General features: G+C 70.6%; 20 protein-coding genes. 8 read left to right on the plus strand and 12 right to left on the minus strand.

Annotated elements, in window-relative coordinates:
* Positions 1–21 precede the first annotated feature (21 nt).
* From cheB to Acy02nite_RS26275, 3 genes are read right to left on the minus strand one after another with little or no spacing between them, the layout of a single operon-like run.
* On the minus strand, positions 22–1,068 hold the full coding sequence (gene cheB / locus Acy02nite_RS26265; RefSeq protein WP_203745105.1) for a chemotaxis-specific protein-glutamate methyltransferase CheB: 1,047 nt from the start codon (positions 1,066–1,068) through the stop codon (positions 22–24).
* A 13-nt stretch (positions 1,069–1,081) separates the two neighbouring features.
* Positions 1,082–2,665, minus strand: coding sequence for a chemotaxis protein CheW (locus Acy02nite_RS26270; RefSeq protein ID WP_203745107.1), 1,584 nt, complete (start codon positions 2,663–2,665; stop codon positions 1,082–1,084).
* 21 nt (positions 2,666–2,686) lie between these two features.
* Positions 2,687–4,624 carry a methyl-accepting chemotaxis protein gene (locus tag Acy02nite_RS26275; protein ID WP_203745109.1) on the minus strand — a complete coding sequence of 646 codons (1,938 nt, stop codon included), beginning with the start codon at positions 4,622–4,624 and terminating at the stop codon, positions 2,687–2,689.
* A 253-nt stretch (positions 4,625–4,877) separates the two neighbouring features.
* Between Acy02nite_RS26275 and Acy02nite_RS26280 the strand changes: the two genes are divergently transcribed.
* A complete protein-coding gene (locus Acy02nite_RS26280; RefSeq protein WP_203745111.1) occupies positions 4,878–5,207 on the plus strand; it encodes a hypothetical protein in 330 nt (109 codons plus the stop codon).
* A 68-nt stretch (positions 5,208–5,275) separates the two neighbouring features.
* Complete coding sequence (gene dtd, locus Acy02nite_RS26285) at positions 5,276–5,698, plus strand: D-aminoacyl-tRNA deacylase (RefSeq protein ID WP_203745113.1); 423 nt, start codon at positions 5,276–5,278, stop codon at positions 5,696–5,698.
* 1 nt (position 5,699) lies between these two features.
* Here dtd and Acy02nite_RS26290 read toward each other — a convergent pair whose 3' ends face one another.
* The gene (locus Acy02nite_RS26290; protein WP_203745115.1) at positions 5,700–7,007 is read right to left on the minus strand and encodes a phospholipase D-like domain-containing protein; all 1,308 of its coding nucleotides are present in this window, start codon (positions 7,005–7,007) and stop codon (positions 5,700–5,702) included.
* A 46-nt stretch (positions 7,008–7,053) separates the two neighbouring features.
* Positions 7,054–7,842: a sporulation protein gene (locus Acy02nite_RS26295; protein WP_203745117.1), complete on the minus strand. Its 789-nt coding sequence runs from the start codon at positions 7,840–7,842 to the stop codon at positions 7,054–7,056.
* Between the two features lie 273 nt (positions 7,843–8,115).
* Here Acy02nite_RS26295 and sigB point away from each other — a divergent pair, with 273 nt between their 5' ends.
* Positions 8,116–9,048, plus strand: coding sequence for an RNA polymerase sigma factor SigB (gene sigB, locus Acy02nite_RS26300; RefSeq protein ID WP_203745279.1), 933 nt, complete (start codon positions 8,116–8,118; stop codon positions 9,046–9,048).
* Between the two features lie 46 nt (positions 9,049–9,094).
* Here sigB and Acy02nite_RS26305 read toward each other — a convergent pair whose 3' ends face one another.
* A complete protein-coding gene (locus Acy02nite_RS26305) occupies positions 9,095–11,641 on the minus strand; it encodes a bifunctional acetate--CoA ligase family protein/GNAT family N-acetyltransferase (protein ID WP_203745119.1) in 2,547 nt (848 codons plus the stop codon).
* 5 nt (positions 11,642–11,646) lie between these two features.
* Positions 11,647–12,831: an acetoin utilization protein AcuC gene (locus Acy02nite_RS26310; protein ID WP_203745122.1), complete on the minus strand. Its 1,185-nt coding sequence runs from the start codon at positions 12,829–12,831 to the stop codon at positions 11,647–11,649.
* Between the two features lie 128 nt (positions 12,832–12,959).
* Between Acy02nite_RS26310 and Acy02nite_RS26315 the strand changes: the two genes are divergently transcribed.
* On the plus strand, positions 12,960–13,649 hold the full coding sequence (locus Acy02nite_RS26315) for an iron-dependent transcriptional repressor DtxR (protein ID WP_275407301.1): 690 nt from the start codon (positions 12,960–12,962) through the stop codon (positions 13,647–13,649).
* A gap of 29 nt (positions 13,650–13,678) precedes the next feature.
* Here Acy02nite_RS26315 and Acy02nite_RS26320 read toward each other — a convergent pair whose 3' ends face one another.
* Positions 13,679–14,233, minus strand: coding sequence for a hypothetical protein (locus tag Acy02nite_RS26320; RefSeq protein WP_203745126.1), 555 nt, complete (start codon positions 14,231–14,233; stop codon positions 13,679–13,681).
* A 144-nt stretch (positions 14,234–14,377) separates the two neighbouring features.
* Here Acy02nite_RS26320 and Acy02nite_RS26325 point away from each other — a divergent pair, with 144 nt between their 5' ends.
* Entirely contained in the window at positions 14,378–14,890 is a 513-nt protein-coding gene (locus Acy02nite_RS26325) for a hypothetical protein (protein ID WP_203745128.1), read from the plus strand.
* On the plus strand, positions 14,887–15,792 hold the full coding sequence (locus Acy02nite_RS26330; RefSeq protein ID WP_203745130.1) for an alpha/beta fold hydrolase: 906 nt from the start codon (positions 14,887–14,889) through the stop codon (positions 15,790–15,792). The genes Acy02nite_RS26325 and Acy02nite_RS26330 overlap by 4 nt, the downstream gene beginning before the upstream one ends.
* Before the next feature lie 489 nt (positions 15,793–16,281).
* On the opposite strand, the gene Acy02nite_RS26335 is transcribed toward Acy02nite_RS26330, so the two are convergent.
* Positions 16,282–17,460, minus strand: coding sequence for an MFS transporter (locus Acy02nite_RS26335; protein WP_203745132.1), 1,179 nt, complete (start codon positions 17,458–17,460; stop codon positions 16,282–16,284).
* A 158-nt stretch (positions 17,461–17,618) separates the two neighbouring features.
* Here Acy02nite_RS26335 and Acy02nite_RS26340 point away from each other — a divergent pair, with 158 nt between their 5' ends.
* Complete coding sequence (locus Acy02nite_RS26340) at positions 17,619–18,140, plus strand: hypothetical protein (protein ID WP_203745134.1); 522 nt, start codon at positions 17,619–17,621, stop codon at positions 18,138–18,140.
* Between the two features lie 63 nt (positions 18,141–18,203).
* On the opposite strand, the gene Acy02nite_RS26345 is transcribed toward Acy02nite_RS26340, so the two are convergent.
* Together Acy02nite_RS26345 and nrdR are read right to left on the minus strand one after the other, a co-directional pair.
* Positions 18,204–21,095: a vitamin B12-dependent ribonucleotide reductase gene (locus tag Acy02nite_RS26345; protein ID WP_203745281.1), complete on the minus strand. Its 2,892-nt coding sequence runs from the start codon at positions 21,093–21,095 to the stop codon at positions 18,204–18,206.
* Between the two features lie 56 nt (positions 21,096–21,151).
* Positions 21,152–21,673: a transcriptional regulator NrdR gene (gene nrdR / locus Acy02nite_RS26350; RefSeq protein WP_203745137.1), complete on the minus strand. Its 522-nt coding sequence runs from the start codon at positions 21,671–21,673 to the stop codon at positions 21,152–21,154.
* Positions 21,674–22,363: 690 nt separating this feature from the next.
* Between nrdR and lexA the strand changes: the two genes are divergently transcribed.
* Positions 22,364–23,143, plus strand: a complete 780-nt coding sequence (gene lexA / locus Acy02nite_RS26355; RefSeq protein WP_203745139.1) for a transcriptional repressor LexA — start codon at positions 22,364–22,366, stop codon at positions 23,141–23,143.
* A gap of 488 nt (positions 23,144–23,631) precedes the next feature.
* Here the strand turns inward: lexA and Acy02nite_RS26360 are convergent, their stop codons facing one another.
* A complete protein-coding gene (locus Acy02nite_RS26360) occupies positions 23,632–25,521 on the minus strand; it encodes a hypothetical protein (RefSeq protein WP_203745141.1) in 1,890 nt (629 codons plus the stop codon).
* Positions 25,522–25,600 lie beyond the last annotated feature (79 nt).

A 25,600-nucleotide genomic window follows, 5' to 3' on the forward strand; every position in this document is an offset into this window, starting at 1 on the left:
GTGATCTACCTTCCCGCGCGCTCAGCGCACCCAGTCGGCCAGTCGTGCGGCGATCTCGTACGCGGGCAGCACCTCGGTGGCCCCGCCCCGGCGGGCCAGTTCGCCGGGCATGCCCCAGACCACCGCCGTCTCCTCGGACTCGGCGATGGTGCGGCCGCCGCCGTCCTTGACGGCGGCCATCTCGGTCGCCCCGTCGTCACCCATCCCGGTCAGCAACGCGCAGACGAGCCGCTGCGGGTCGATGTAGCGCCGGGCGGAGCCGACCAGACGGTCCACACTCGGATGCCAGCGGTACTCGGCGGCCGCCGGCACGGATTTCACGATCAGTCCATCGCCGCGCCGGGCCACCACCACGTCGGCGTTGCCGCGGCCGATGTAGATACAGCCCCGCTGCAGTGTCATGATCCGGTCCACCTCGACCACCCGCAGGGCACAGGCGTCGTCGAGACGGCGGGCCAGCGCCGCGGTGAAGGAGGCCGGAATGTGCTGGGCCAGCACCACCGGCGCGCCGAGCGTGGCCGGCAGTCCCGGAAGCAGCTCGGAGAGCAGCGCCGGACCACCGGTCGACGACCCGATCAGCACGAGGTCGACCGCGCCGACCGCGCTCTTGCGCTCGGCGGGCGGCCTCGGGGCGGCCCGGATCCGGGCGGTCAGCCCGCCGGCCCGCTTCAGTTTCGCCCGTGCGGCATCCCGGACCTTGTCGACCAGTTCCTTGGCGACCTCATCGATGTTGAGCGAGACGGTGCCGCCGGGTTTGGCAACATAGTCCACCGCGCCCAACTGCAGCGCCTCCAACGTCACCAGAGCGTTGTGCTCGGTCAGCGAGGAGACCATGACCACCGGCGTGGGCTGCTTCTCCATGATCTTCGCCAGGCAGGTGAGCCCGTCCATCTCCGGCATGTTCACGTCCAGGGTGACCACGTCGGGGTGGACCCGATCCAGTTGCTCCAGCGCATCCACCCCGTTGCGGGCGGTGTGCACCTCGAAATCGCCGGCATCGGCGAGCATGCCCTTCAGCGCCCGGCGCATCAGCGCCGAGTCGTCGACGACCAGAACGGAGGTAGACATGCCTGAGATCCCGTCAGACGCCGGCGAGAGCCTCGTCGCAGACGGCCTCGCAGAGCTCGGCCGCCTCCGCCGCCTGCTCCGCCGCGAGCAGCTGATCCACCTGCACGAGCAACAACATCCGTTGCTGATCCGGCAGGTTGGCCACCCGGGAGACCAGCCGTGCCTGCTCGGCGGAGAGCTCCGGGGCCGGCTCCAGCACGTTGCGCCCGACCCGGGCCACCTCGGCCACCGAATCGACGATGAAGCCGGTGCGCACCCCGCCGATGATCAGCACCACGATCCGCTGGCGCTCGTCACGTTCGACGCGTTCCAGCCCGAGCCGGGTCCGCAGGTCGACCACCGGCAGAACGGTGCCGCGCAGGTTGACCAGACCCTCCACGAAGCTGAAGGACTTGGGCACCCGTATCAGGGCCTCCGGCACCCGGATGATCTCCTGCACGGTGTCGACGTCGACCGCATACTCCTCGTCGTCGAGCCGGAACACGACGAACAGCTCCTCGTCGCCCCGCCCGTCGTCACCGGCCGTCGCGCTCTGCTGTTGCGGCATCATCGCGTCGCCCTCCTGATAGTCGGCGATCTCGTTGCGTACCTCGGGCGAGTCGAACATCCGGTTCACGCTGAGCACCGACACCAGCCGCTTGCCGTCCTCGAGCCGGCACACCGACTCCACCTCGGTCTTGCGGCCGTCGCCGGCCACCACCGAGGGCAGCGGCGCGACCAGTTGGTGCGGCACCCGGAGGACCTCGCGAACGGTGTCCATCACCACCCCCACCACGCCGCCCTCCAGCGAGACGACGACGATGCGGTTCTTCGGCTCCAGCGGCGTCACCGGCAGCCCGAAGACCCGCCGCATGCTCACCACCGGGAGAAGCCGGCCGCGCAGGTCGATCACGCCCAGCACCCGGCTGCCCGCGTTCGGGACATGGCTGACCGATTCCGGTGCCTGCACGATCTCCTGCACCTGGTCGAGGGGGAGCGCGTACTCCTGGCCCTCGACCGCGAAGCTGACCAGTTCCAGGGTGTCGTCCGACTCGGCGTCGGCGTCCGGCTCGGCCGGGATCCGGCCCGCGGCGCTGCTCTCCCGGACGCCACGTTCGGCGAGCCGGGCGAACTGGGCGCCGATCAGCCGGTCCACGTCCAGGACGGTGGTCATGTCGCCGTCGTCCGCCTTGATCACGCCGACCAGGACGTCGGACTGGACCGTCGACTGCACCGCGTCGGCCGCCTCCAGCGCCGACGGGTCGATGCTGATGACACTGGCGACCCGGTCCACCACGAAGCCCAGCGGCACGCCGCCGTCCACCACGATCACCCTGGTGGTCTCGTCGTGCCCGGTCTGGCTCATGTCGCAGCATCGGCGCAGGCTGACCACCGGCAGCACCCGGCCGCGCAGGTTGGCCAGACCCTCCAGCGAGGGTGGGCCGAGCGGCACCTTGACCACGGCCGGCATGCGGATGATCTCCTGCACGCGGCGCATCGGGAAGGCGTACCGTTCGTCGGCCATGTCGAACGTGACGTAGTCGGTGTTGTCCTCATCGGCCTCGGCCGCCAGGTCGTCGTCCGGAATGGGCGTACGGGTCACCGTTGCGGTGCTCATTGGTGTTCCTCCCCGCGCGGGTCAGCCCGCGTTCTGCAGTTCGTCGGCGAGCGCGGCGATCTCCTCGACCGCGGCGGCCAGTTCCTCGGCGCCCTGCGCCTGCTCCCGGGCGGCGGTGGAGCACTGCGCGGCCAGTTGCTCCGCCTGGTTGGCCGACGAGGAGATCTGCTCCAGGCCGACCTTGACCTCGCCGAGCACCCCCACGATCTGCTGGGCCGACTCGCGCACCTCCGCGTTGCCGCTGCGGACCTGCTGCATGTCGCGCTCGATCTCCTCCAGCCGGGCGGTGATGGCCTTGGCCGACTCCACCTCGGCGAGCGACATCCGGCTGGTCGCCTCCAGGTCGCCACGAACCTCGACGATCCGGTCCTGCACCGACTTGACCAGATCCTTGATCCGGTCGGCGTTGTCGGCGGAGTCGCGGGCCAGGTTGCGGATGTCGGTCGAGACGACGGCGAAGCCCTTGCCGAACTCCCCGGCCCGCGCGGACTCCACCGAGCCGTTGACGGCCAGCATGTTGGTCTGGATGGAGACGTTCGCGATGGCGTCGACGATCTTGTCGATCCGCCGGGAGATCTGCTCCAGTTCGGTGACCTTGCGGACGTTCTCGATACCGCTCTGCGCCGCGGTCCCGATCGCGCTGATCATCGAGTCGACGGCGGTCTTGTTCGTGGCGAGCAACTCCAGGATGACTTCCGACCGCTCCACCGCCGCGCCACCGCGTTCCTGTGAGAGCTGGGCGCCCTGCTCGATCGCGGCGACCGCCTCGGCGGTCTGCTGGCCCTTCTCGGCCGCGGTGCGAGCGCCGGTGTTGATCTCGTTGATCGCCACGTTGATCTGGGTCGCGGCCCGGTTGATCTCCTCCACCGCGGCGGAGAGCTGCTCGGCGGCCGACGCGACCTCCTCGGCGCTCTTGGAGATGTCCGTGCTGCTGCGCAACGTGTCGGAAACCTCGGCGAGCATCTCGGCCGCCTGCTCGCTCTGCCGCAGCGCCTGGGTCTGCTGCCCGACGGTCTGCAGCGACTCCTCGCACGCGGCCGACTGCTGCTCGGCCGCCGCGGCGATCTCCTCGGACCGCTGCTTGGCCGCATCCGCAGCCCGCTGCGCGGCCTGGGCGGCGGTGGCCATCTCCGTCGCGCCCACCATGATGGTGCCCATGTCGGCCCGGATGGTCTCGAGCTGCGACGTGATCGTCTTGCCCTTCTCGACCTCGCCACGCGCCGTCTCGGCGGAGGTCTGCACCGCCCCGGCGATCTCGGTGACGCTGTTGCGCACCTCGTCGATCAGGTCGCGGATCTGCCGGGCGCTGCGCTCGCTCGTCTCGGCGAGGGTGCGGACCTCGTCGGCCACCACGGCGAAACCCTTGCCGTGCTGCCGGGCCCGGGCCGCCTCGATCGCGGCGTTCAGGGCCAGCAGATTCGTCTGGTCGGCGATGTGTGCGACCGTCTTGACGATCTCGCCGATCTCGTCGGCCTGCTTCTCCAGCTCGGTGATCGTCACGACCGAGGCGGTCTGCCGGGTCGAGGCGCTGTCGACGTTGGCCAGCAGGGTGTTGATGCCGGTGCGGGTCTCGTTCAGCAACGCCTGGAGCGCCTGGCTCAGGTCGGCAACCTGCCGGGTGGTCTGCTCCTGCTGACCCACCCGCTCGCCGATCTGGTTCATCGCGGCAAGGCTCTGCTGGGTCGCGCCGGACGCCTCCTCGGAGCCGGCCGCGATCTGCTGCATCGAGTCGGTCAGCTGGCGGGAGGCCTCCGCGGCCTCGGCGTTCTGGGCGGAGATCTCCGCGGTGGCCGCGGCGATCCGCTCGGCCGCCTGCTGCTGTTTGGCCACCGACCGGGCCTGTTTGCGGCTGGCGTCGGTATCCGGGCCGCGGGCCGACCGGGCCGGAGCCGCCGGGGCGGCTGCGCGGGCCGGTCTGCTCTGGTCGGTGCTGCGCCCGGTGGTACTGGTGAGGGGCATAGGTGGTTCTCCCGTCTCGATCGGTCGTCCAGCACACGCTGTGCGTGGGTCCCAGGTCCGAGTCCGCCGTGATCCCGGCGCGCCGTCCGGCCGATGCCGTCGCGATTGGTCGACGCCGCCTCCGACCAGGCAAATCGTGGCATTCGATCGGGCCTCGGCGATGGCCTATTGACGCACTTCAGTTCGCGTGCCACGGGTTTGCCCGGCCCGTGGTGGGGCACTCCGGGACGACCGCACACACCGGAGGTGGAAGATGAGCGAAACACCCGTCGAGGCCGAGATCGCCGGCGCCGACTACGCGCCCGAGGCCCTGCGCGAGCCGAACTCGTACCGGCCGGAGAAGGGCGCCGGCGAGGACCCCGGTCTCTCCAGCACGGTGGACGCCGGCACCGACCCGGAGGCGCTGCGCAACGGTGGCCCCGCCGGTGAGGGGATCATGACGACGACCGGCGGCACCGCCGGACCGGCCAGCTTCCCGAACCGGCCGCGCACCGGACCGGGCGTGGCCAACACGACCACCGGCGACGCCACCACCGGGGCGCTGCGCACCGAGGACGAGTACACCAGCGACAACGCCGGCTGAGTCGTCCGATACCGTCCGAACCCGGATCGCGGCGCACCGGCGCGGCGACCGGGACGGCCGGGGGCGGCATGCGGGCACTGGTACAGACGGTCAGCCGGGCGAGCGTCCGCGTCGACGACACGGTCACCGGCGAGATCACCGACGGTCTGCTGGTGCTGGTCGGGGTCACCCACGACGACACCCCGGCGACCGCGGCCGAGCTGGCGCGCAAGACCTACGAACTGCGCATTCTCGACGGTGACCGGTCCGCTTCCGACGCCGGCGCGCCGCTGCTGGTCGTCAGTCAGTTCACTCTGTACGGCGACGCGCGCAAGGGCCGGCGTCCGACCTGGAACGCGGCCGCGCCCGCCGAGGTCGCCGAGCCGCTGGTCACGGCGTACGTGGAAGCACTGCGCGCCCGGGGAGCGACGGTCGAGACCGGTCGCTTCCGGGCGCACATGCTGGTGGAAAGCGTCAACGTAGGACCGCGGACGATCCTGCTGGAGCTGTGAGTCAGGACGGCGGGATCTTGCCGCTGCAGGTGTCGCGCACCTTGTAGAAGTTCGTCAGATACTGGCGGTGGATGTCCGCGCTGCGCACCCGCACGATCGTCTCGTCAGCGCCCCGCAGCGAGGAGAACGTGTAGTTGGCGCTGCCGGTGAAGACCCGCGGGATCTGGTCGTCGTCGTACTGGCCGTCGATCAGCGTGTACTTGCTGTGCGGCTTGAGGGCCCGTCCGTTGAACGACACGGCGCAACTGTGCAGCCCGACGTTGGCGCCACCGGCCTTCAACGCGTTCACCACGTTCTCGCTGGTGTATTTGTAAGGGTCGTCCGAGGGGCCGCCGGCGTACACGACATCCACCCAGCACCCGGCCTTGGCCAGGGAAGCCAGCTTCTTGGCCAGCTCGGTGCGGGAGAAGCCCCAGATCACGACGCGGACGTCGGTCTGGTGGGTGAGGCCGTCCGAGGCGCCCTTGTAGGAGCACGTCACCGAGTTCAGCACCGAGATCATCGTGTCGGTGGACGTCTGTCCCGGGTTCCCGTCGGTCGCCGCCCGCGGGAAGAAGTGGGTCTTGTACATGTCGTTCGTCGAGCCGACGTGGTAGTAGTCCTCGTCACCGGTCGCCAGCGGCCCGTACCTCTTCTGGTCGTTGAAGTAGGTGACGTAGTTCGCGTACGAGCTCGCCTCGCTCCAGGTGATCGAGTTGTTGAACGCGGTCTCCGCGTCCCAGACCGTCAGGTTGCCGGACGACTGGAACGTCACGTTGCTCACCGAGGCGCCGCCGTTGAGCACGACCCGGGACGCGAGCAGGAACTTGTTGTGGTTGTACGCCAGCACTCCGTAGGACGGCTGCTTGGCGATGCATCCTGTCTTGTCCCGGCAGAACATCAGGAAGGACGACGCCGCGACGTCGGTGCCCAGTTCGCCGGCGAGGGCCAGGCCCGGGTAGAACCGCTTGCCGGCGTCGTCGTCGTACGACCCGTAGTTCAGGATGATCTGCACGTTGACCCCGCGCTGATGAGCGGCCTTGAGCCGCTCGACCAGGTTGGGCCGCTCCGCCGTGTCGGCCTCGCCGGCCGCGACCGGGTTGGAGAAGTCCAGCCACGACATGCGGATCGTCTCACCCGCCGGCACCCGGTCGATGATCCGGGCGAGTTGCTGGTAGATCGCATACTGCGCGGTCACGGCCCCGGCGGGATTGTTGAAGACGGCGCCACCGATCACCGGGTCGGGCTCGGCGGCGGTCGCCGGGGACGGCACGAACGCGGCCACCCCGGCGACCGCCAGCGACACGAGCGCGGTCCATAATCTGCGCATGTAAATATTCCCCCCTGTGGATGAACAGCGAGGGAATGTTAGACGATCAGAGGAAGAGGCCCCGGCGGGACGCGGACTGGCGCAGCCAGTTGTCCAGCTGCGCGGTCCAGTCGACCTGGTCCACCGTCGCGTAGTCGACGTCGAAGCTGCCGAACGCGTCGTGCCCCTCGGTGAACAGGCCGCCGCGCTTGTCCAGCTCCAGCACCACCTGCAGCTTGCGGGGCGTGGGCAGGAACGTCAGCTCCAGCTGGTTGATGCCGCTCGCGTAACGCGCCGGCGGGTGGAACTCGATCTCCTGGTAGAACGGCAGCTCCTGCTCCACCCCATAGACCCGGCCACGCTCCACATCGGCCTTGTGGAACCGGAAACCGAGCCGCAGCAGCGCCTCCAGGATGCGCTCCTGAGCCGGCAACGGATGCACTTGCACCGCGTCCAGATCGGACTTGTCGACCGCGCGGGCCACCTCCAGCTCGGTGGCCAGGCCCATCGTCATGCCGTGCAGGCGCTGCCCGTACAGCTCGGTGATCGGCGTCTGCCAGGGCACCTCGAACCGGAACGGGACGTCGTGCCGCGCGCCCGGCTCCAGCCGGAACGAGCCGGTCAGCCGCTGGCGGTGGAACTCCTGATTCGTCTGGTACTCGTTGTCGCCGCTCTCCACCTCGACCCGGGTCATCAGGCCGATAGCGACGTATTCCACGTCGACCGCGTGGTCGCCCCCGACGACGTGGACCTGCCCGTCCAGGAACCCACCGGGAAGGCAGTTCGAATTCGTCAGCACGGTGTCGACGGACGGCCCGCCCACCCCGAACGCCTGCAACATCTTCTTGAAGACCACGATGTCAACCCTTCTTCGGCCCAAGACATTATCCCGGCGTAGCAAGGGTGATCGTCCGATTCGACCAAGGTTGTCGGCTTGCCGACGTCAGGGTTCTCCCTGATTCATGCCACCTGGACGCTGGCCTCACCTCCGCTTAACGCGCCTGCGACGAAGCTTCTCGTCACCGGCACGGAAGTGGCTGGCAGGCACGACAAAACGGGGAGGCTTCCAGTGGGTCTGGAGACGACGAAGGCGACGGTTGAGGACATCGTGACCGATGAGGTCGAGCCGATGGCGGATCTCGACGCGACGGACGAGCGGGGCGTCTCCGCCGACCTGGTCCGGGCGTACCTCAACGGCATCGGCCGCACCCGCCTGCTCACCGCGGTGGAGGAGGTCACCCTCTCCAAGCGGATCGAGGCCGGCCTCTACGCCGAGGAGAAGCTCCCGACGGCCGGCGCCGAGCTGGCGCCGCTGCTCCAGATCGTGATCACCGAGGGGCGGTCGGCGAAGAACCACCTGCTCGAGGCGAACCTGCGGCTGGTGGTCAGCATCGCGAAGCGCTACACCGGCCGCGGCATGGCGTTCCTGGACCTGATCCAGGAGGGCAACCTGGGCCTGATCCGCGCCGTCGAGAAGTTCGACTACACCAAGGGCTACAAGTTCTCGACGTACGCGACGTGGTGGATCCGCCAGGCCATAACCCGCGCGATGGCCGACCAGGCCCGCACCATCCGCATCCCGGTGCACATGGTCGAGCAGGTCAACCGCATGGTGCGAGCCCGGCGCGACCTGGCCACCCAGCTCGGCCGCGAGCCCGGCATCGCGGAGATCGCCCAGGCGATGGGCGTCCCCGAGTTCCAGGTCATCGAGCTCATCTCGTACGACCGTGAGCCGGTCAGCCTCGACCAGGCCGTCGGCGAGGACGGGGAGAGCGCGCTCGGTGACTTCGTCGCCGCCGTCGACCCGAACCAGCCCGGTGAGGGCGTCTCGCACGGCGAGCTGCGCAGCGAGGTGGAGATCGTCCTGGCCACCCTCTCCGAGCGGGAGTCCGCGGTGATCCGGCTGCGCTTCGGCCTGGACGACGGCCGCCAGCGCACCCTCGACGAGGTGGGCCGCGAGTTCGGTCTGAGCCGCGAGCGCATCCGCCAGATCGAGAAGGTGACGATGCTGAAGCTGCGTGACCCGGAGCGGGCGTCCCGCCTCGAGGCGTACGCGGTCTGACAGTTCTTCGGAGAAGCCCCGGCGAGTGCCGGGGCTTCTCCGTTTCCTAGTGCAGGCGGCGGGGCCCGGTGTCCGGACGGATGCCGGGCTCGCCGATCTCTGCTGTCGCGTGCAGGACCGAGAAACCGTCCGGCCGCGCCAGCACCGGATTGAGCAGTAGCGATCGCACCCGCGGGTGCTCGTCGGCGAGCCGGCCGACCCGCAGGAGCAGATCGATCAGCGCGGCCCGGTCGACCGGCGTCGAGCCGCGGTAACCGTGCAGGAGCGGCGCCGCGCGCGGCTCGTCGACCAGCGCCTCGGCGGCCCGGTCGGTCAGCGGGGCGGCGCGCCAGGCGAGGTCGCCGAGCAGCTCACTGGCGACCCCGCCGAGACCGAAGCCGACGACCGGGCCGAACGCGGGATCCTCGACCACCTCGACGACGCAGGCGACGCCGGGCGCGACCATCGTCTGCACCAGGACCTCGGGGCCGAACGTGGTCTCGAGCTCGCGGTACGCCGTCCGCACGTCGTCCTGGTCCTGCAGTGCCAGGCGGACCGCCCCGAGGTCGATGCGATGGCGCAGCCCACCACCCGCGGCCTTCAGCGCGACCGGGTAGCCCAGCTCGCCGGCGGCGGCGACCGCCTCGTCGGCCGAGCCCGCGAACGTGGACGGGACGACCTCGATGCCGTACGCCGTGAGCAGTTCGGTGGTGGTCGTCGCCGCCTCCGCAGCCGGCGGATCGATGTCGGACAGCGCCGGCAGGTGCCCCGGCGGACGGCGCAGCCACTCCGCGTAGGTGACGACCCGGGCCAGCGCGCGGACCGCCTCCTCGACCGACATGTAGACCGGGACGCGCGGCGGGACGTTGCCGAAGACCAGCGTGGCCACTGTCGGCTTCTCCCCCGCGAGCGCGACGCTGCCCAGCGCGGCCGCGAAGTCCGCGTCCTCCTCGGTGAGCTGCTGGCCGGGGACGACCGGGGCGAAGACGACGACCAGCGCGTCCACCCGGTCGTCGACGGCGGCGTCGGCGAGCGCGTCGGCCAGGTCGTGCGCGGAGGCCATCGGGCTCAGATCGTGCGGGTAACCCTCGGCCACGACCAGGCCGGCCGCGCGGCAGGCCACCTCGGCGAGCGCGGCCAGCGCTGACGAGTTGCCGACCACGGCGACCCGGCGCCCGGCCGGCAGCGGCTGGTGCGCGAGCAGCATGCCGACGTCGAAGAGCTCCTGCACGGTGTCCACCCGGATGACGCCGGACCGGGCGAACAGGGCGGTGACCGCGTGCGCGTCCGGGCCGGGCAGGTCACCGGCCAGCCCGGGCGGGCGGGTCGCCGAGGCCACCGCGACCACCGGCTTGACCCGGCTCATCCGGCGGGCCAGCCGGGCGAACTTGCGCGGGTTGCCGAACGTCTCCAGGTAGAGCAGGACGACGTCGGTGCCGGGGTCGTCCCGCCAGTACTGCAACAGATCGTTTCCGGACACGTCGGCACGGTTGCCGGCCGAGACGAAGCTGGACAGGCCCAGGCCGCGCCGGTCCGCCTCGGCGAGCAGCGCCACGCCGAGCGCGCCGCTCTGCGCGAAGAAGCCGACCCGCCCCGCCGCCGGCAGCCGTGGCGCCATCGTCGCGTTCAGCCGGACCTCCGGGTCCGTGTTGGCGATCCCGAAGCTGCTGGGGCCGATCACCCGCAGGCCCGCGGCGTGCGCGGTCTCGATCAGCTGGCGCTGCCGGGCCGCGCCCTCCGCCCCGGCCTCGGCGAACCCGGCCGAGCCGATCACCACACCCCCGGCCCCCGCCGCCGCGGCGTCGGCCAGGGCCTCCGCGACATTCTCCGCGGGCACGGCGATCACGGCCAGGTCGACGGGGGTTCCGGCATCGGACGCTTTCCGGTACGCCGGGAGCCCGGCCACCCGCTCGGCCGACGGGTGCACCGGGACGACCGCGCCGGTGTAGCCGCCGTCACGCAGATTGCCGAGCATCGCCGCGCCGATCCCGTGCCCGCTCGCACTGGCGCCGTAGATGGCGATGCCGCGCGGGGCGAGCAGCCGCGCGATCGAGCGCGACTCGGTCAGGTGCTCCCGGGACTCCTGCACCTCCCGCGACTTCTCGGTGGGCGCGATCGGGAAGCCCAGGTGGACCACGCCGTCGGCGTACCGCCGCTGCACCTGATAGCCGGAGTCGCCGAAGACGCGCAGCATGCCGCCGTTCTCCGGCAGCACCTCGGCGACGAACCGGGTGATGCCGTGCTCGCGGGCGGCGTCGGCCAGGTGCTCCAGCAGCACCGAACCGATCCCGCGGCCCTGCTGGGCGTCCTCCACGACGAACGCGACCTCGGCCTCCGGGGAGTCCAGGCCGAGACGTTCGTAGCGGCCGACGGAGGTGATCCGGCCGTCGGCGGCGACCGTGACGAACGCCTCGCGGTCGCGGTGGTCGACGTTCACGAACCGCTGCAGGTCGCGCTCCGGAATACGCGGATAGGGCGAGAAGTAACGCAGGTAGCGGGTGCGGTCGCTCATCCGGGAGTGGAACTCCACGATGGCCGGGGCATCCTCGGGGCGGATCTGCCGCAGGTGCACGGCACTGCCGTCGGCCAGCAGGACGTCTGCGCTGCGCGCCATCGCTCTCAGTCCCGTGGGTCGTGCGGGTCGAGCCCGTGCAGCGGGAAGACCGCCAGCCGGGTCGCCATGATCGCGCGGTCGACCGCGTCGTTCTCGGTGCCCGGCGACCAGGTCTCCGCTGCCGGCTCGGCGCCGTCGCCCATCGTCTCCGGGACCGCGGCGCCCGGACGGCGGCCGGTCGCCATCCTCCGCCACTTCTCCGGGGTACGGATCGACGGGTCCAACGGCTCGCCGGTCGCCACCGCGAGCAGGTGCGACCACGCCCGCGGCACGACCTCGACCAGCGCGTACCCCCCGCCGCCGAGCGCCACCCAGCGGCCGTCGCAGAGCTCGTCGGCCAGCTCCCGCATCGCCACGTACGCCGCGCGCTGGCAGTCGACCGACAGCATCAGGTCGGCCAGCGGGTCGAGCCGGTGCGCGTCCGCCCCGCACTGGCTCACGATGATCTCCGGTGCGAACGCCCGCACCACCGACGGCACCACCGCGTGGTACGCCTTCAACCAGCCGGCGTCCCCGGTGCCCGGCGGCAGCGGCAGGTTCACCGCGGTGCCCTCCGCGCCCGGGCCGCCCGTCTCGTCGCAGAAACCGGTGCCCGGGAAGAGCGCCAGCGGCGTCTCGTGCACGCTGACCGTCAGCACCCGCGGATCGTCGTAGAACATCGCCTGCACGCCGTCGCCGTGATGCACGTCGACGTCGAGGTACGCCACCCGCTGCGCGCCGTGGTCCAGCAGCCAGGCGATCGCCACCGCCGGGTCGTTGTAGACGCAGAAGCCGGCCGCCCGGGCCGGCATCGCGTGGTGCAGGCCACCGGCCACGTTCACCGCGCGGCGGGCGGTCCCGTGCCAGACCGCCTCGGCCGCCGCGATGCTGGCGCCGCAGATCCGCGCCGACGAGTCGTGCATGCCGTCGAAGACCGGATTGTCCGGCGTGTTCAGCCCCCAGCCCAGGAAGAACGGATCGATCGGCGCCTGCCGCACGGCATCGAGATAGTCCTCCCGGTGCACCCGGGTGAGTTCCGCCTCCGTCGCCGGGCGCGGCGTGATCAACTGCACACCGGGGCGGTCGAGCACGCCCAGCTCGCGGGCGAGCGCCATGGTCAGCTCGACGCGGACCGGGTTGAGCGGGTGATCACCCATGTCGTAGTCGAGCAGGGCCTTGTCCCAGACCACCGCCGTCGTCTCGTCCGCCATGCCGACATGCTCCCACGGGGTGTCGGGAGAAGCACTCGTCACACCGCCTCCGGTAGGGTCTCCTGGCACTTGCTCGGGGCGGATGTCAACCCCCCGCCACGCGGTAACATCGCTGCTGGGAGGACCGCATCGTGAATGACCTTGTCGATACCACCGAGATGTATCTCCGGACCATTCTCGAACTCGAGGAAGAAGGCGTGCCTCCGCTTCGGGCTCGCATCGCCGAGCGCCTGCACCAGAGCGGCCCCACGGTCAGTCAGACGGTCGCCCGCATGGAGCGGGACGGTCTGCTCACCGTCGAGGGCGACCGTCACCTGGTGCTGACCGAGGAGGGGCGCGCCACCGCCGTCTCCGTCATGCGCAAGCACCGTCTTGCGGAGCTGCTGCTGGTCAACGTCATCGGCATGCCGTGGGAGGAAGCCCACGAGGAGGCGTGCCGGTGGGAACACGTGATGAGCGACTCGGTCGAGCGCCGGGTCTACGATCTGCTGAACAAGCCGACCCGCTCGCCGTACGGGAATCCGATCCCCGGCCTGGAGCAGCTCGGCCTGCTCGAGGACGACAGCACCGACCCGCTCGGCCACGGGGAGCGCAACCTGGCGTTCCCCGGTCTGACCGGCAGTGTCGTGGTGTCCCGGATCTGCGAGAGCGTCCAGACGAACGCGGACGTGCTGCGGCAGTTGCACGCGGCGGGGATCGACCCGGGGACGACAGTGACGGTCGCGCAGGAGCGGGACGGGGTCACCATCGACAAGTCGGGCGACAAGATCCGGCTGCCGCGTGAGGTGGCGTCCCGGGTGTTCGTCGCGGCTCGCTAGGGAGTAGGAGCCACCGGCGGCTCGGCCACTCAGCCGTCGGTGGTGTCCAGCGCCTTGGCCAGCTCGAACAGGCCGTTGTTCATCTTGGCCACGGCCGCGTTCGTCGCGCCCTTCGCGAAGGTGAACTTCAGCGTCTGCAACTGCGCGGCCTCGCTCAGCCAGCCGATCTCCACGGAGGGGCCGTGCCCCGAGCCGGCCCCGGTGTTCAGCCGATAACCGGCCTTGCCCAGACCCTTGAGGGTCACCGATTTCTTCGGCGCGCGGGTGGCCATGAAGATCTTGGCGTCCGCCTTCGTCTGATCGACCACGGAGAGTGACAGATCGGGCCACGAGGAATCCACTGTCTGCACCACGCACGTGGACGTGTCGTCGATCTGGCCGGAGGCGGCGACGGAGAAGTCGACGCCGGTCTTCGCCTTGATCAACGGCCAGTCCCAGAGGATGCAGGCGCCGCCCGCGGAGGCCGCGGGAGCCACCGCGATCGTGACCGGGGGCAGCGTGACGGCCGCCTCTTCCTTCTTCTTCTGGCAGCCGGAAACGGCGAGCAACGCGACGACGCCGAGCGCGGCTCCGACTCTACGCACGAGTGCTCCTCCCGGGTTTCGGGCACACCCTATTGCCCGGACGGCGCCTGACGGAAGCCGGAACTTCTGCACGTACGGACGGTGATGGTGACGTCTGCCGCACGCTACTTGACGCGTCGTGTCAAGTGGCGGCAGGATCGGGGCGTGGGAGAGACGGAGGCGCTGGCCGAGCAGCTCGTGCGACTGCTCGACGCTCGCCTGACCGACCCGCTGGACATCCTGCTGGAGGGGCACCGCAGCGTCGACGACGTGCGGCGCCGGCTGCATCGGCGCGCGCTGGACTGGGCGTTCGTCATCTCGCACGGGCCACAGTCCGACGCGGTGCACACCATCGCCCGGCTGATCGCCACGCTCTATCCGGATGATCATGCGTTCGCGCCGCCGGTCCCGTGGTGGCAGACGCCGCTCGGGCAGGCGGTGGCGCGGCGGGTCGGGCATCCGTTCGCCGACTCGGTGTCGCTGGCGACGGCCGGGGCGATGCTCGGGATCAGCCGGCAGGGCGTGCACGATCTGGTCCGGCGGGGAAAGCTGCCGCGGCATCCGGACGGCGGAGTGCCGGTGCACGCGGTGCGGGAAAGGTTGCTCGCCGCCGGCGGCGGCCCGGACGATGGCCTCGCCGCCGGCGGCGGCCCGGACGATGACGAGGAGGGGCAATGATCCACGACAGTCTTGTCGACGTGGGGAACGTGCAGATCGCCGTGCGTGACTTCGGGGGTGACCAGCCCCCGCTGCTGCTCCTGCACGGCGCCGGCGGCAACCTGGCACAGCTGACCACGCTGGCCCGGGCGTTACGACAGCACCACCGGGTGGTCACCGTCGACCTGCGCGGGCACGGCCGCTCCGCCGACGGGCCGTGGACCTGGGACGCCGCGCTCGGCGACCTGGCCGCCGTCTGCGTGAAACTGGAGCTGGACCGTCCGGCCGTCGTCGGGCACTCGCTCGGCGGGATGCTGGCCGCGCACTGGGGCGAACGCCACCCGGAATCCGCGGGCGTGATCAGCCTCGACGGGAACCCTCCGCCCACCGATCCGGCGCAGCTGCCCGGGCTCGACCCGGAGAAGGCCACCGCCGAGCTGGAGCGGCTGACCGGCGCCTTCGACATGATGGAGGCGGCCGCCGGCCAGACCGTCGACTCCGCCGAGCTGGCCGAGCTGATCGACCGTCAACGCGCCGCCGCGCGCGCCCTGGGCGCCGACGAGAAGGTGTGGGTCGAGGGGTTCCGGCGCAACTTGATCCAGGGCCGGGACGGCCGGGCCACGTTCCGTCCGTCGTTCGAGACCACCACCCAGTTGCGCGCTCTGCTGAACTCGCTGGACCTGGCCCCGGTCTACGCCCGGATCACCTGCCCGGCGCTGCTCGTGCTGGCCACGCGCTCACTGCCGGAGCAGGAGCCGTTCGCCGAGTTGTACGCGGCCCACCGCCGCCATCTGCTGGACCAGGCCCGGTCCGTGCCGCACCTGCGTCACCTCGAGCTGGCCGACGCCTCCCACGCCATGGTCGTCGAACGCCCCGCCGAGCTGGCATCCGTGATCACCACCTTCCTGACCGAACACCGCTGACCCACGCCCTCCCCCACCGCACCGCACGCCCCGCCCGAAGGGCTCACAGCCACACAAGGTCAGCCCGACCCATGACACGCCGCCACGCAAGGTCCCAGCGCGAGCCATGACACGCCGCAAGGCTCGCCGCGCTCCAGGCCCAGCCGCGCTCACGCTCTCCGGCTGGTTCTCATGGGCGTTATTCGTCCCGAATAACGCCCATGAGAACCAGCCGGAACACCGCGCCGCGCCGCTACCCCGAACCACGCCGGGGGTCGCGGCATCGGATCCGGAGGGTGGTCGCCGCGCGGGGCTCCCGGCGGGGGTTGATCTTCCGGGGTGACCGTGACCGGCCACGGAGATCGCCCTTGCGGGCTTCGCGTTCTGGGCCGGCCACGGCCCTGCGAAGCCCGCAAGGGTCCCCGCGGGAGCGACGATCCGGACCACAGCGGAGGCAGGCAATGAAGAATTTGATCTGGGGTTGGTGATCAGAAGCGGACGCGGCGGGGGTCAGGGGCGCAGTGGTTTGGCGGCGTGCGAGGCGGCCAGCCCCAGCAGGAGCGCGCCGAAGACGCAGAGCATGCCGTTGAGGATGCCGAAGTGCTCGGAGAGGAAACCGATCAGCGGCGGGCCGGCCAGGAACGCGCCGTAACCGATCGAGCCGGCCACCGAGACGCGCATGGCGGCGTGGACCGGGTCGTCGGCGGCGGCGCTCATGCCGATCGGGAAGCCGAGCGACGCGCCGAGACCCCAGAGGAGTGCTCCGGCCAGGGCGAACTCGATGGATCCGCCGAAGACGACCAGCAGGACGCCGGCGGCGGCGGAGACCGCCGTCAGGCGGAGGACCGGGACGCGGCCCCAGCGGTCGGCGGCCGCGCCGCCGTACATGCGACCGAGAGTCATCGCGGTGACGAAGACGCCGAATCCGATCGCGCCGAGGGTGTCGCCGGTGTGATATCCATCGACGAGGCTGATGGCGAGCCAGTCGTTGGCGCTGCCCTCGGTGAAGCCGAAACCGAGCAGGATCAGGCCGATCAGAATCGTCCGTGGCTCGCGCCAGACCTGACCGGCGCTCATCGCCGGTTTCGCGCCGGGCTCGGGCTCGACGTGCGGGAGGAAGCGGCGGACGACGGCGAGCTGGACGGCCACGACGATCACGGTGGTGACGTAGAGCTGGGCCCAGATCGGCACGCCGGCGGCTGAGGCGGCCGCTCCGACGCCGGCCCCGGCGACCGTGCCGAGGCTGAAGCCGGCGTGGAAGCGCGGCATGATCGTGCGGCCGATGCGGCGTTCGACGTCGGCGGCCTCGACGTTCATGGCGACGTCCCAGGTGCTGGTGCCGAAGCCGCAGAAGAGCAGGGCGAGCCCGGCGAGCGGGACCGAGCTCACCAGCGCCGCGGTGGCCAGCAGTGCCAGGCCGAGAGCTTCGGTCATGCTGGCGATCAGCACCGCGCGGGCCGGGCCGACGCGCTGCACCAGCGGGCCCGCGAGCGGGATCGACGCGACCGAGGTGCCGGACATGCAGAGCAGCAGGAGGCCGAAGCCGGCGACGGAGAGCTCCAGGCCGTCCCGGATCGCGGGGGCGCGGGACAGCCAGCCGGCGAGGGCCAGGCCGTTCATGGCGAACGTGACGCCCACCGCGATCTTGGCCGAGTTCACCCGGGAGGGTACGACGTCAACGCTGCTCACCAGCTCAACTTATACGTTAAAGCGGCTCCGGTCACCGGGCATTCGCCGGAGGGCCGGGGCGGGCGCGGTGCGGGCCCCGTAGGGCCGGGAGCGGGGACGGTCCGGGCACGCCCCACAATGGGCATCGGCGCATCGGCGGAGACCGGAAGGAGAGCGACATGCGGCCCGAGGAACTGCAAGCGGAGGCACGAGACGTGCTCACGCTGCTGGAGCCGCTGGGGCAGGTCGTCCCCACGGGCAGCTACGTGTCCGGGCTGATGGTCTGGCGCGACCTCGACGTGATGCTGCTCGGCGGCCCCGGCTTCACCCCGGCCGATGTCCTCGCACTGCTCGGCAAGGCGGTCGGGATCCCGGGCGTGACCGGTTTCGCCTACCGCGACGAGCGCGGCGGCGAGAAGCGGGACGAGCGCTACCACGTGACGATCACCCTCGGCGAGTGGCGCGTCGACCTCTCCATCTGGCTCAACGACGACCACGCCGACAGCAGCGCATGGCACAGGGAGTTGGCCGAGCGGCTGTCCGACGAGGAGCGGCAGGCGATCCTGGCGATCAAGACGATCTGGCATCAGCGGCCGGAGTACCCGGACGAGGTGAGCGGGTGGGACATCTACCGCGCGGTGCTGGACGACGGGGTGCGGACCGCTGTGGAGTTCGGGGTCTGGCTGCGCGACAAGCACTGACGGATCAGCACAGCGAAACGGGCGGTGCGCCGAGGCGCACCGCCCGTTCCACATCGGTCCTTGTCAGCTGCAGCCGGAGGTCGAGCCGCAGCCCTCGCAGACGTAGCAGCTGCCGGCGCGGCGCATCTTGGTGCCGCAGGTGAAGCAGAGCGGCGCGTCAGCGGCGTGCCCGGTGACCAGCTCCAGGAGCTCGGTCGAGGAGCCCGCCTGCTTGTCCGGGGTGGCAGCGGCCTTGACCTCGGCGACCGTGACCGGTGACGTGGCCGGGGTGGCGGCGGGCGCGGAAACCGCCATGCCGGTCACCGCGACGTCGGTCGCGGCAGCCTCGGCGGCCGCCTCGGCCTGCGCCTGGGCGGTGCGCTCCTTGGCCGTGAAGATCCCCAGCTCGGCGCGGGTGTCGTAGGGCAGGAAGTCCAGCGCCAGGCGACGGAAGATGTAGTCCATCACCGAGGACGCCATGCGCACGTCGGGGTCGTCGGTCATGCCGGCCGGCTCGAAGCGCATGTTGGTGAACTTGCTGACGTACGTCTCCAGCGGGACGCCGTACTGCAGGCCTATCGAGATGGCGACCGAGAAGGCGTCCATCACGCCGGCCAGGGTCGAGCCCTGCTTCGACATCTTGAGGAAGACCTCGCCGAGGCCGTCGTCCGGGTACGACGACGCGGTGAGGTAGCCCTCGGCGCCGCCGACCGAGAAGGAGACCGTCTCGGAGGGGCGCTTCTTCGGCAGGCGCTTGCGGATCGGGCGGTACTCGACCACCTTCTCCACGACCTTCTCGACCGCCTTCTCCTCGACGGTGGGAGCCGCGGCCTTGGCGGTCTTGCCCGCCGACAGCGGCTGGCCGACCTTGCAGTTGTCGCGGTAGATCGCGAGCGCCTTCAGACCCAGCTTCCAGCCCTGGTAGTGGATCTCCTCGATCTCCTCGACGGTCGCCGTCTCCGGCATGTTGACCGTCTTCGAGATCGCGCCGGAGATGAACGGCTGCACCGCGGCCATCATCCGGACGTGGCCGATCGGGGCGATCGACCGCTCGCCCATGGCGCAGTCGAAGACCGCGTAGTGCTCGGTCTTCAGGCCGGGCGCGTCCACCACGTTGCCGTGCTCGCCGATGTGCTCGACGATCGCCTCGACCTGCTCCTCGGGGTAGCCGAGGCTGCGCAGGGCGCGCGGCACGGTCTGGTTGACGATCTGCATCGAGCCGCCGCCGACGAGCTTCTTGAACTTGACCAGCGCCAGGTCGGGCTCGATGCCGGTGGTGTCGCAGTCCATCATCAGGCCGATGGTGCCGGTCGGCGCGAGCACCGACGCCTGGGCGTTGCGCCAGCCGTTCTTCTCACCGATCTTGTTGCCGTTCTTCCACTGCTTGGTGGCCTCACGGAGGATCTCGCCGGCGACCGGGCCCTGCGCGCGGACCTCGTCGTTGGCGGCGGCGTGCTTGCGCATCACGCGCTGGTGCGCGTCGGCGTTGCGGGCATAGCCCTCGTACGCCCCGACGACCCCGGCCAGCTCGGCGGAGCGACGGTACGCCGTGCCGGTCATCAGCGAGGTGATCGCGGCGGCGACGCTGCGGCCGCCGTCGGAGTCGTACGGCAGGCCGGAGGCCATCAGCAGCGCGCCGAGGTTGGCGTAACCGATGCCGAGCTGACGGTACGCCCGGGTGGTGACCCCGATCTTCTCGGTCGGGAAGTCGGCGAAGCAGATCGAGATGTCCATCGCGGTGATGATGAACTCGACGCTCTTGACGAACTTCTCCACCTCGAAGCCGCCGTCGGCCTTGAGGAACTTCATCAGGTTCAGCGAGGCCAGGTTGCAGGACGAGTCGTCCAGCGACATGTACTCCGAGCACGGGTTGGACGCGGTGATCCGGCCCGTCTCGGGGTTGGTGTGCCAGTCGTTGATCGTGTCGTCGTACTGCAGGCCGGGGTCGGCGCACTCCCAGGCGGCCTGGGCGATGTCCCGGAACAGCTTCTTGGCGTCGATGGTCTCGATGACCTCGCCGTTGAGCCGGCTGCGGAGACCGAACGCGGAGCCCTCCTCGTACGCCTTCATGAACTCGTCGCTGACCCGCACCGAGTTGTTGGCGTTCTGGTACTGCACCGAGACGATGTCGGCGCCGCCCAGGTCCATGTCGAAGCCGGCGTCCCGCAGCGCGCGGATCTTGTCCTCCTCGCGCGCCTTCGTCGAGACGAACTCCTCGATGTCCGGGTGGTCCACGTCGAGGATGACCATCTTGGCCGCGCGCCGGGTGGCGCCACCGGACTTGATGGTGCCCGCGCTCGCGTCAGCGCCACGCATGAAGCTGACCGGGCCGCTCGCCGTCCCACCGGACGACAGCAGCTCCTTGGACGACCGGATGCGGGACAGGTTGACGCCCGAGCCGGAGCCGCCCTTGAAGATCAGGCCCTCCTCCTTGTACCACTCGAGGATCGAGTCCATCGAGTCGTCCACGGAGAGGATGAAGCACGCGCTGACCTGCTGCGGCGACTTGGTGCCGACGTTGAACCAGACCGGCGAGTTGAAGCTGAAGACCTGGTGCAGCAGCATCCAGGTGAGCTCGTGGTCGAAGATCTCGGCGTCGTCCGCGCTCGCGAAGTAGCCGTGCTCCTCGCCCGCCTTGCGGTAGGTCCGGACCACCCGGTCGATCAGCTGGCGCAGCGACGTCTCCCGCTCCGGCGTGCCGACCGCACCCCGGAAGTACTTCGTCGTCACGATGTTCGCCGCGTTCACGCTCCAGGACGACGGGAACTCGACGCCGCGCTGCTCGAAGTTGATCGAGCCGTCCCGCCAGTTCGTCATGACGACGTCGCGGCGCTCCCACTCGACCTCGTCGTACGGGTGGACACCCGCCGTCGTCCACACCCGTTCGACGCGCAGCCCCCCGGCCGTCGACCCGTTGTTGCCGTTCGCGCCCGCCCGGCTGCGCTGGCGACCTGCTGTGACGCCGTCTCCGGCCATAAGAATGTGCTCCCCCTCGTAGTACCGCTGACAGGTGTGGCTCAGACAGGTTCGGCTCAAGAAGTGGTCTTGGGAAGGCGCGCTGTCGCGGACCGCGGCGCGACGGCGTGTCGCGTCCCGGCTTCCCGGACCGGCGGCGTGTCGCGGAGCGCGGCAATCTCCTTCTCGAACTCGTCGAGCGAGTCGAAGGACTTGTAGACGCTGGCGAACCGCAGATAGGCGACCTGGTCGAGTTCACGCAGAGGCGTGAGAATCGCCAGGCCGACCTCGTGGCTCGGAATCTCCGCGGCTCCGCGAGCCCGGACGGTCTCCTCCACCCGCTGCGCGAGCAGCGCGATCGAATCCTCGTCGACGGGCCGGCCCTGACAGGCCTTGCGGACCCCACTCATGATCTTCGTCCGGCTGAAGGGCTCGGTGACGCCGCTGCGCTTGACCACCGCGAGCACCGCCTCCTCGACCGTGGTGAAGCGTTTGCCGCACTCGGGACACGACCGACGGCGACGGATCAGCTGACCGTCGTCGGCCTCCCGCGAGTCGACGACCCGCGAGTCGGCGTGCCGGCAATACGGACAACGCACCGCGATCTTCCCCCTCCACCCCACCCCGGCCGAGATCCGGACACGCCGAAACGCAGCCACGCCATGATCTCCATCATCGCGCGGCTGTGAACGAACCTGTGGAAAACCGGGGAGGAGAAACCCAACCTGTGGACGACTTACATCTCTGTAACCACTAGATGTTGGGGAAGACGCTATGCCGCGGCGAACGCCGATGCAAGCTCAGAGACATGCCGACGCGCCCGTGTTTTGCACCTCAACACGCTGGGGTGACGGCACGATCACCGGGCGCGTCGGGAAACCGTTTGCCGCACGGTCAGCCCTGTGAGGCAGTCGCGAACAGGACAATGCTCGCGAGGGCCGCCAGGGCGAAGAAGAGACCGAGAAGGACCACTCGGCCGCGCCGGGTCAGTCGCAGGGGCGGCGCCGTGTGCCGAGCCCCACCAGTGACCACCATGACCCGTTCCCCTCTCTCGGACACGCGTTCTATAGAACGCCCGTACGACGGTCTATCAGAACGGGAGTACGAAAATCCAGTCTTCGGGTACGACACGCCGGTGAAACCTCGTACAGATGTTTGAATATGTCGGACCCGCCTACTACGGTTTGCTGTCAAGAGGGGTCAGCCGGACAAACGCCATCCCCACGGCGCGTCCGGCTCCGCGACGCACCACGTGCCGACACCGGCACTGGCCGACAGGGAGGGCGGACGTGTCGACCGACGACCACACGCGCCGACAGCAGCAACCGATCAGGCAGGACTCCGCCGGCCGCCGCCGCACGACAGGCCGGGCACGGTCCGGCGACGCCCCGCAGCTGCGGTCGGTGACCGCGGTCGGCAGTGTCAGCGAGCCGGTCGCCGCCGACCTCACCGCCCGCCAGCGGAGGATCCTCGAGTTCATCCGCGAATGGGGCGAGAAATACGGTTACCCGCCCAGCGTCCGGGAGATCGGCGAGGCGGTCGGCCTGGTCTCCCCGTCCAGCGTGGCGTACCAGTTGAAGGCCCTCGAGACCAAGGGATACCTGCGCCGCGACCCGAACCGTCCGCGCGCCGTCGACGTCCGCTCCCCCGGTGAGCTCGTCGACGACGACGCCGCGCTGCGGGCCGCCCGGCCGCAGCCGGCCTACGTGCCGCTCGTCGGCCGGATCGCCGCCGGTGGGCCGATCCTCGCCGAGCAGTCGGTGGAGGAGTTCTTCCCGCTGCCGCGCGAGCTGGTCGGCGAGGGCGAGGTCTTCATGCTGGAGGTCAAGGGCGACTCGATGATCGACGCCGCGATCTGCAACGGCGACTGGGTCGTCGTCCGCCAGCAGCCCACCGCCGAGGCCGGCGACATCGTGGCCGCGATGATCGACGGCGAGGCGACCGTCAAGAGCTACCGGCAGCGCGACGGGCACGTCTGGCTGATGCCGGCCAACCCGGCGTTCGACCCCATCCCCGGCGACGACGCCACCATCATGGGCAAGGTGGTCGCGGTCCTGCGCCGCGTCTGACCCCCATCTGCCCGTACGAGTCGGGCACGCGCCCGTCTTCACGCGCCGCGGCGCGGCTGTCCCTCCGGGGCCGGCCCGCGCCGCCGGCGTCGGTGGTCCCTCACCGCGCGCGCCACCCCAGGTCCGGCCCGCGCCGCCGGCGTCGGTAGTCCTTCACCGCGCGAGCCACCCCAGGTCCGGCCCGCGCCGCGTATCCCTGGCCGGCTGTCGTGCTGGTGATCCCGCCCGCACCAGACCCCCGGCTGGGATTCTTGGTCGTAATGCCGGCCCCATAACAACCGTCAGAGCCAGCCGCCGCGCCGCCGCCGCGCCCACCAGCCCAGCCAACGCCCGGCTGGCGCCCACGGTCGTGATCACGGCCCCGGAACAACCACCAGAACCAGCCGGGCCGCCGACGCCGCGGCACCAGGCCGACCCACGCACGGCTGGGGCCGGATGCGAGAAGGCCGGCACCCAGTGGGCACCGGCCTTCCGTTCAGTTCAGACGATCAGCGACGGTCGAAGCCGTTGTCGCCACGCCCCTGGGGCGGACGTCCACCCCCGTAGTTCCCGCCGCCCTGCCGGGGCTGCCCACCACCCTGAGGCGGACGCGGCTGGCCGCCGTAAACCCCGCCGCCGCCACCACGTCCGGGTTGCTGACCTCCGCCCGGGCCACGCTGCGGCTGCTGGGGACCACGCTGCGGCTGCTGCGGATTGCGCGGGGCCTGAGGATTGCGTGGCTGCTGCGGGTTGCGCGGCTGCTGCTGCGGGCTGCGCGGGGGCTGCGGACCACGGGCGGGCTGCGGGCCACGCGGAGGCTGCTGCTGCGGGGCACCGCGCTGCGGCTGCGGGCGCGGAGGCTGGGCCTGCGGCCTGGGCTGCGGGTTCTGCTGCGGGCCGCCGGGGCTTCGCTGCGGACCGCGAGGCGGCTGACCGCCGGAGCCACCGGGGCCACCGGGCTTACCCGAACCGCCTGGCTTACCGGGACCACCAGGCTTACCGGGACCACCAGGGACGCCGGGACCACCGGCAGGCCGCCCGTACTGTCCGCCACCGGGCTTGCCGGGACCGCCGGGCTTACCGGGAACGCCGGAACCGCCGGGACCGGCGGGCTTGCCACCGGGACCGCCGCCGTAGACGCCGGGCCGCGGCTGCCCACCGCTGTTCGCGGCGCCGTACACCGGGCCCTTGCCGCCGCCGTTGTAGGCCGCACCGCTGCCCACGCCGATCAGCTCGGTCTCCGGGTTCTCCTTGTCGATGCCACCGCTGGGCGCCTCGTCCACCGGGAGGCCGGCCGGGTTCCGCTTACGGAACCGGACGATGCCGAAGACGCCGACCGCGACGAGCAGGAGGCCGATGACGCCGACCCCGCCGACGAGCTTCGTGATGTCGCCGATGCTGAGGTTCGAATACCACGAGTCGGACGCGGCCGCGCCGTTCGCCTGGTTCTTGGAGACGACGGCGACTTCGGTGGCCGGCACGTACTGCTGGATCCAGTTCTCGGCGGTGCGCTCACCGTTCATGTCCGACACGGTGTAGAACGTCTTGCCGTCCACGCTGTAGGAGATCGCCTCACCGAACTGCTCGTTCGGCAGGCCCGTGGTGCGCGGCTTGCTCTTCAGCGCGGCCACCACGTCACCGTTCGGCACGTCCCACTCGGAGGCGTCGGTGTACGTCCGCAGCACGACCTTCTTGCCGCCGGGCGCGACCGACCCACCGGTGATCACCCGGTTGAAGATCTTGGCGAAGGCGTTGCTGGTGGTCTCGGTGGCCGGCAGCGCCAGCTCGCCGACCCGCTTGAGCGGGACGGCCGCGTCACCGTTCTTCACCGCGGCGGCAGGCTTGTAGATGTAGGCGTTGCCGAGCTCCTTGGTCACGATGATCGGCGTGCCGTCACCGTCGAGCAGGAGCGCCTCGGCGTCGTGCAGATCCCCCGACGGATAGGTGAACCGGTGCAGGGTAGCGTCCTTGTTACCGGCGAGCGGCATGCTCCAGAGCACGACGGACGTCCGGACGTCGCCGCCCTTGAGCACCTCGTTGTCGCCGGTGTCGGCGATCCACAGGGTCTGCTGGTCGGCCGAGAGCACCATGTCCTCGGTGTCGCGCGGCGCGCTCGCGAAGTTCCGGGTGCTCTTGACGTTGCACTTGTTGTCGAGGATGAAGATCTTCTTCTTGGCGTCCGACGTGCTGCTGTCGTCGATCACGATGAAGCCGGACTTGGTGGCGACCAGGCCGGAGAGCTCGTCGAGCCTCTCATCCTTGATCTGACAGATCTTCTTACCGGGCGTCGCCTTCGCGCTCACCGTCGCCGTCGGCGTCGGGTCAGCGGCAGACGCGCCGGTGCCACCAATCGCCACCAGGCCCACACCCAGCACGATTGAGAACACGAGACGCCGCATCCGCACAGTGTCGCATGCGGCGTCACCCATCGGTGTAACGCGTGGATCAACCCTGGTCAAAGGTGACCGGGTGTCGCTT

The organism is Actinoplanes cyaneus (assembly GCF_016862095.1).
Lineage (GTDB): Bacteria > Actinomycetota > Actinomycetes > Mycobacteriales > Micromonosporaceae > Actinoplanes > Actinoplanes cyaneus.

Excerpts from the sequence above, each read along its gene's own strand:
- Acy02nite_RS26280 (WP_203745111.1), top strand. The coding sequence starts at position 4,878 with ATGAGCGAAACACCCGTCGAGGCCGAGATCGCCGGCGCCGACTACGCG.
- Acy02nite_RS26345 (WP_203745281.1), bottom strand. The coding sequence starts at position 21,095 with ATGGCCGGAGACGGCGTCACAGCAGGTCGCCAGCGCAGCCGGGCGGGC.
- sigB (WP_203745279.1), top strand. The coding sequence starts at position 8,116 with ATGGCGGATCTCGACGCGACGGACGAGCGGGGCGTCTCCGCCGACCTG.
- dtd (WP_203745113.1), top strand. The coding sequence starts at position 5,276 with ATGCGGGCACTGGTACAGACGGTCAGCCGGGCGAGCGTCCGCGTCGAC.
- Acy02nite_RS26275 (WP_203745109.1), bottom strand. The coding sequence starts at position 4,624 with ATGCCCCTCACCAGTACCACCGGGCGCAGCACCGACCAGAGCAGACCG.
- Acy02nite_RS26290 (WP_203745115.1), bottom strand. The coding sequence starts at position 7,007 with ATGCGCAGATTATGGACCGCGCTCGTGTCGCTGGCGGTCGCCGGGGTG.
- Acy02nite_RS26310 (WP_203745122.1), bottom strand. The coding sequence starts at position 12,831 with ATGGCGGACGAGACGACGGCGGTGGTCTGGGACAAGGCCCTGCTCGAC.
- Acy02nite_RS26270 (WP_203745107.1), bottom strand. The coding sequence starts at position 2,665 with ATGAGCACCGCAACGGTGACCCGTACGCCCATTCCGGACGACGACCTG.
- Acy02nite_RS26360 (WP_203745141.1), bottom strand. The coding sequence starts at position 25,521 with ATGCGGCGTCTCGTGTTCTCAATCGTGCTGGGTGTGGGCCTGGTGGCG.
- Acy02nite_RS26340 (WP_203745134.1), top strand. The coding sequence starts at position 17,619 with ATGCGGCCCGAGGAACTGCAAGCGGAGGCACGAGACGTGCTCACGCTG.
- Acy02nite_RS26330 (WP_203745130.1), top strand. The coding sequence starts at position 14,887 with ATGATCCACGACAGTCTTGTCGACGTGGGGAACGTGCAGATCGCCGTG.
- Acy02nite_RS26305 (WP_203745119.1), bottom strand. The coding sequence starts at position 11,641 with ATGGCGCGCAGCGCAGACGTCCTGCTGGCCGACGGCAGTGCCGTGCAC.
- cheB (WP_203745105.1), bottom strand. The coding sequence starts at position 1,068 with ATGTCTACCTCCGTTCTGGTCGTCGACGACTCGGCGCTGATGCGCCGG.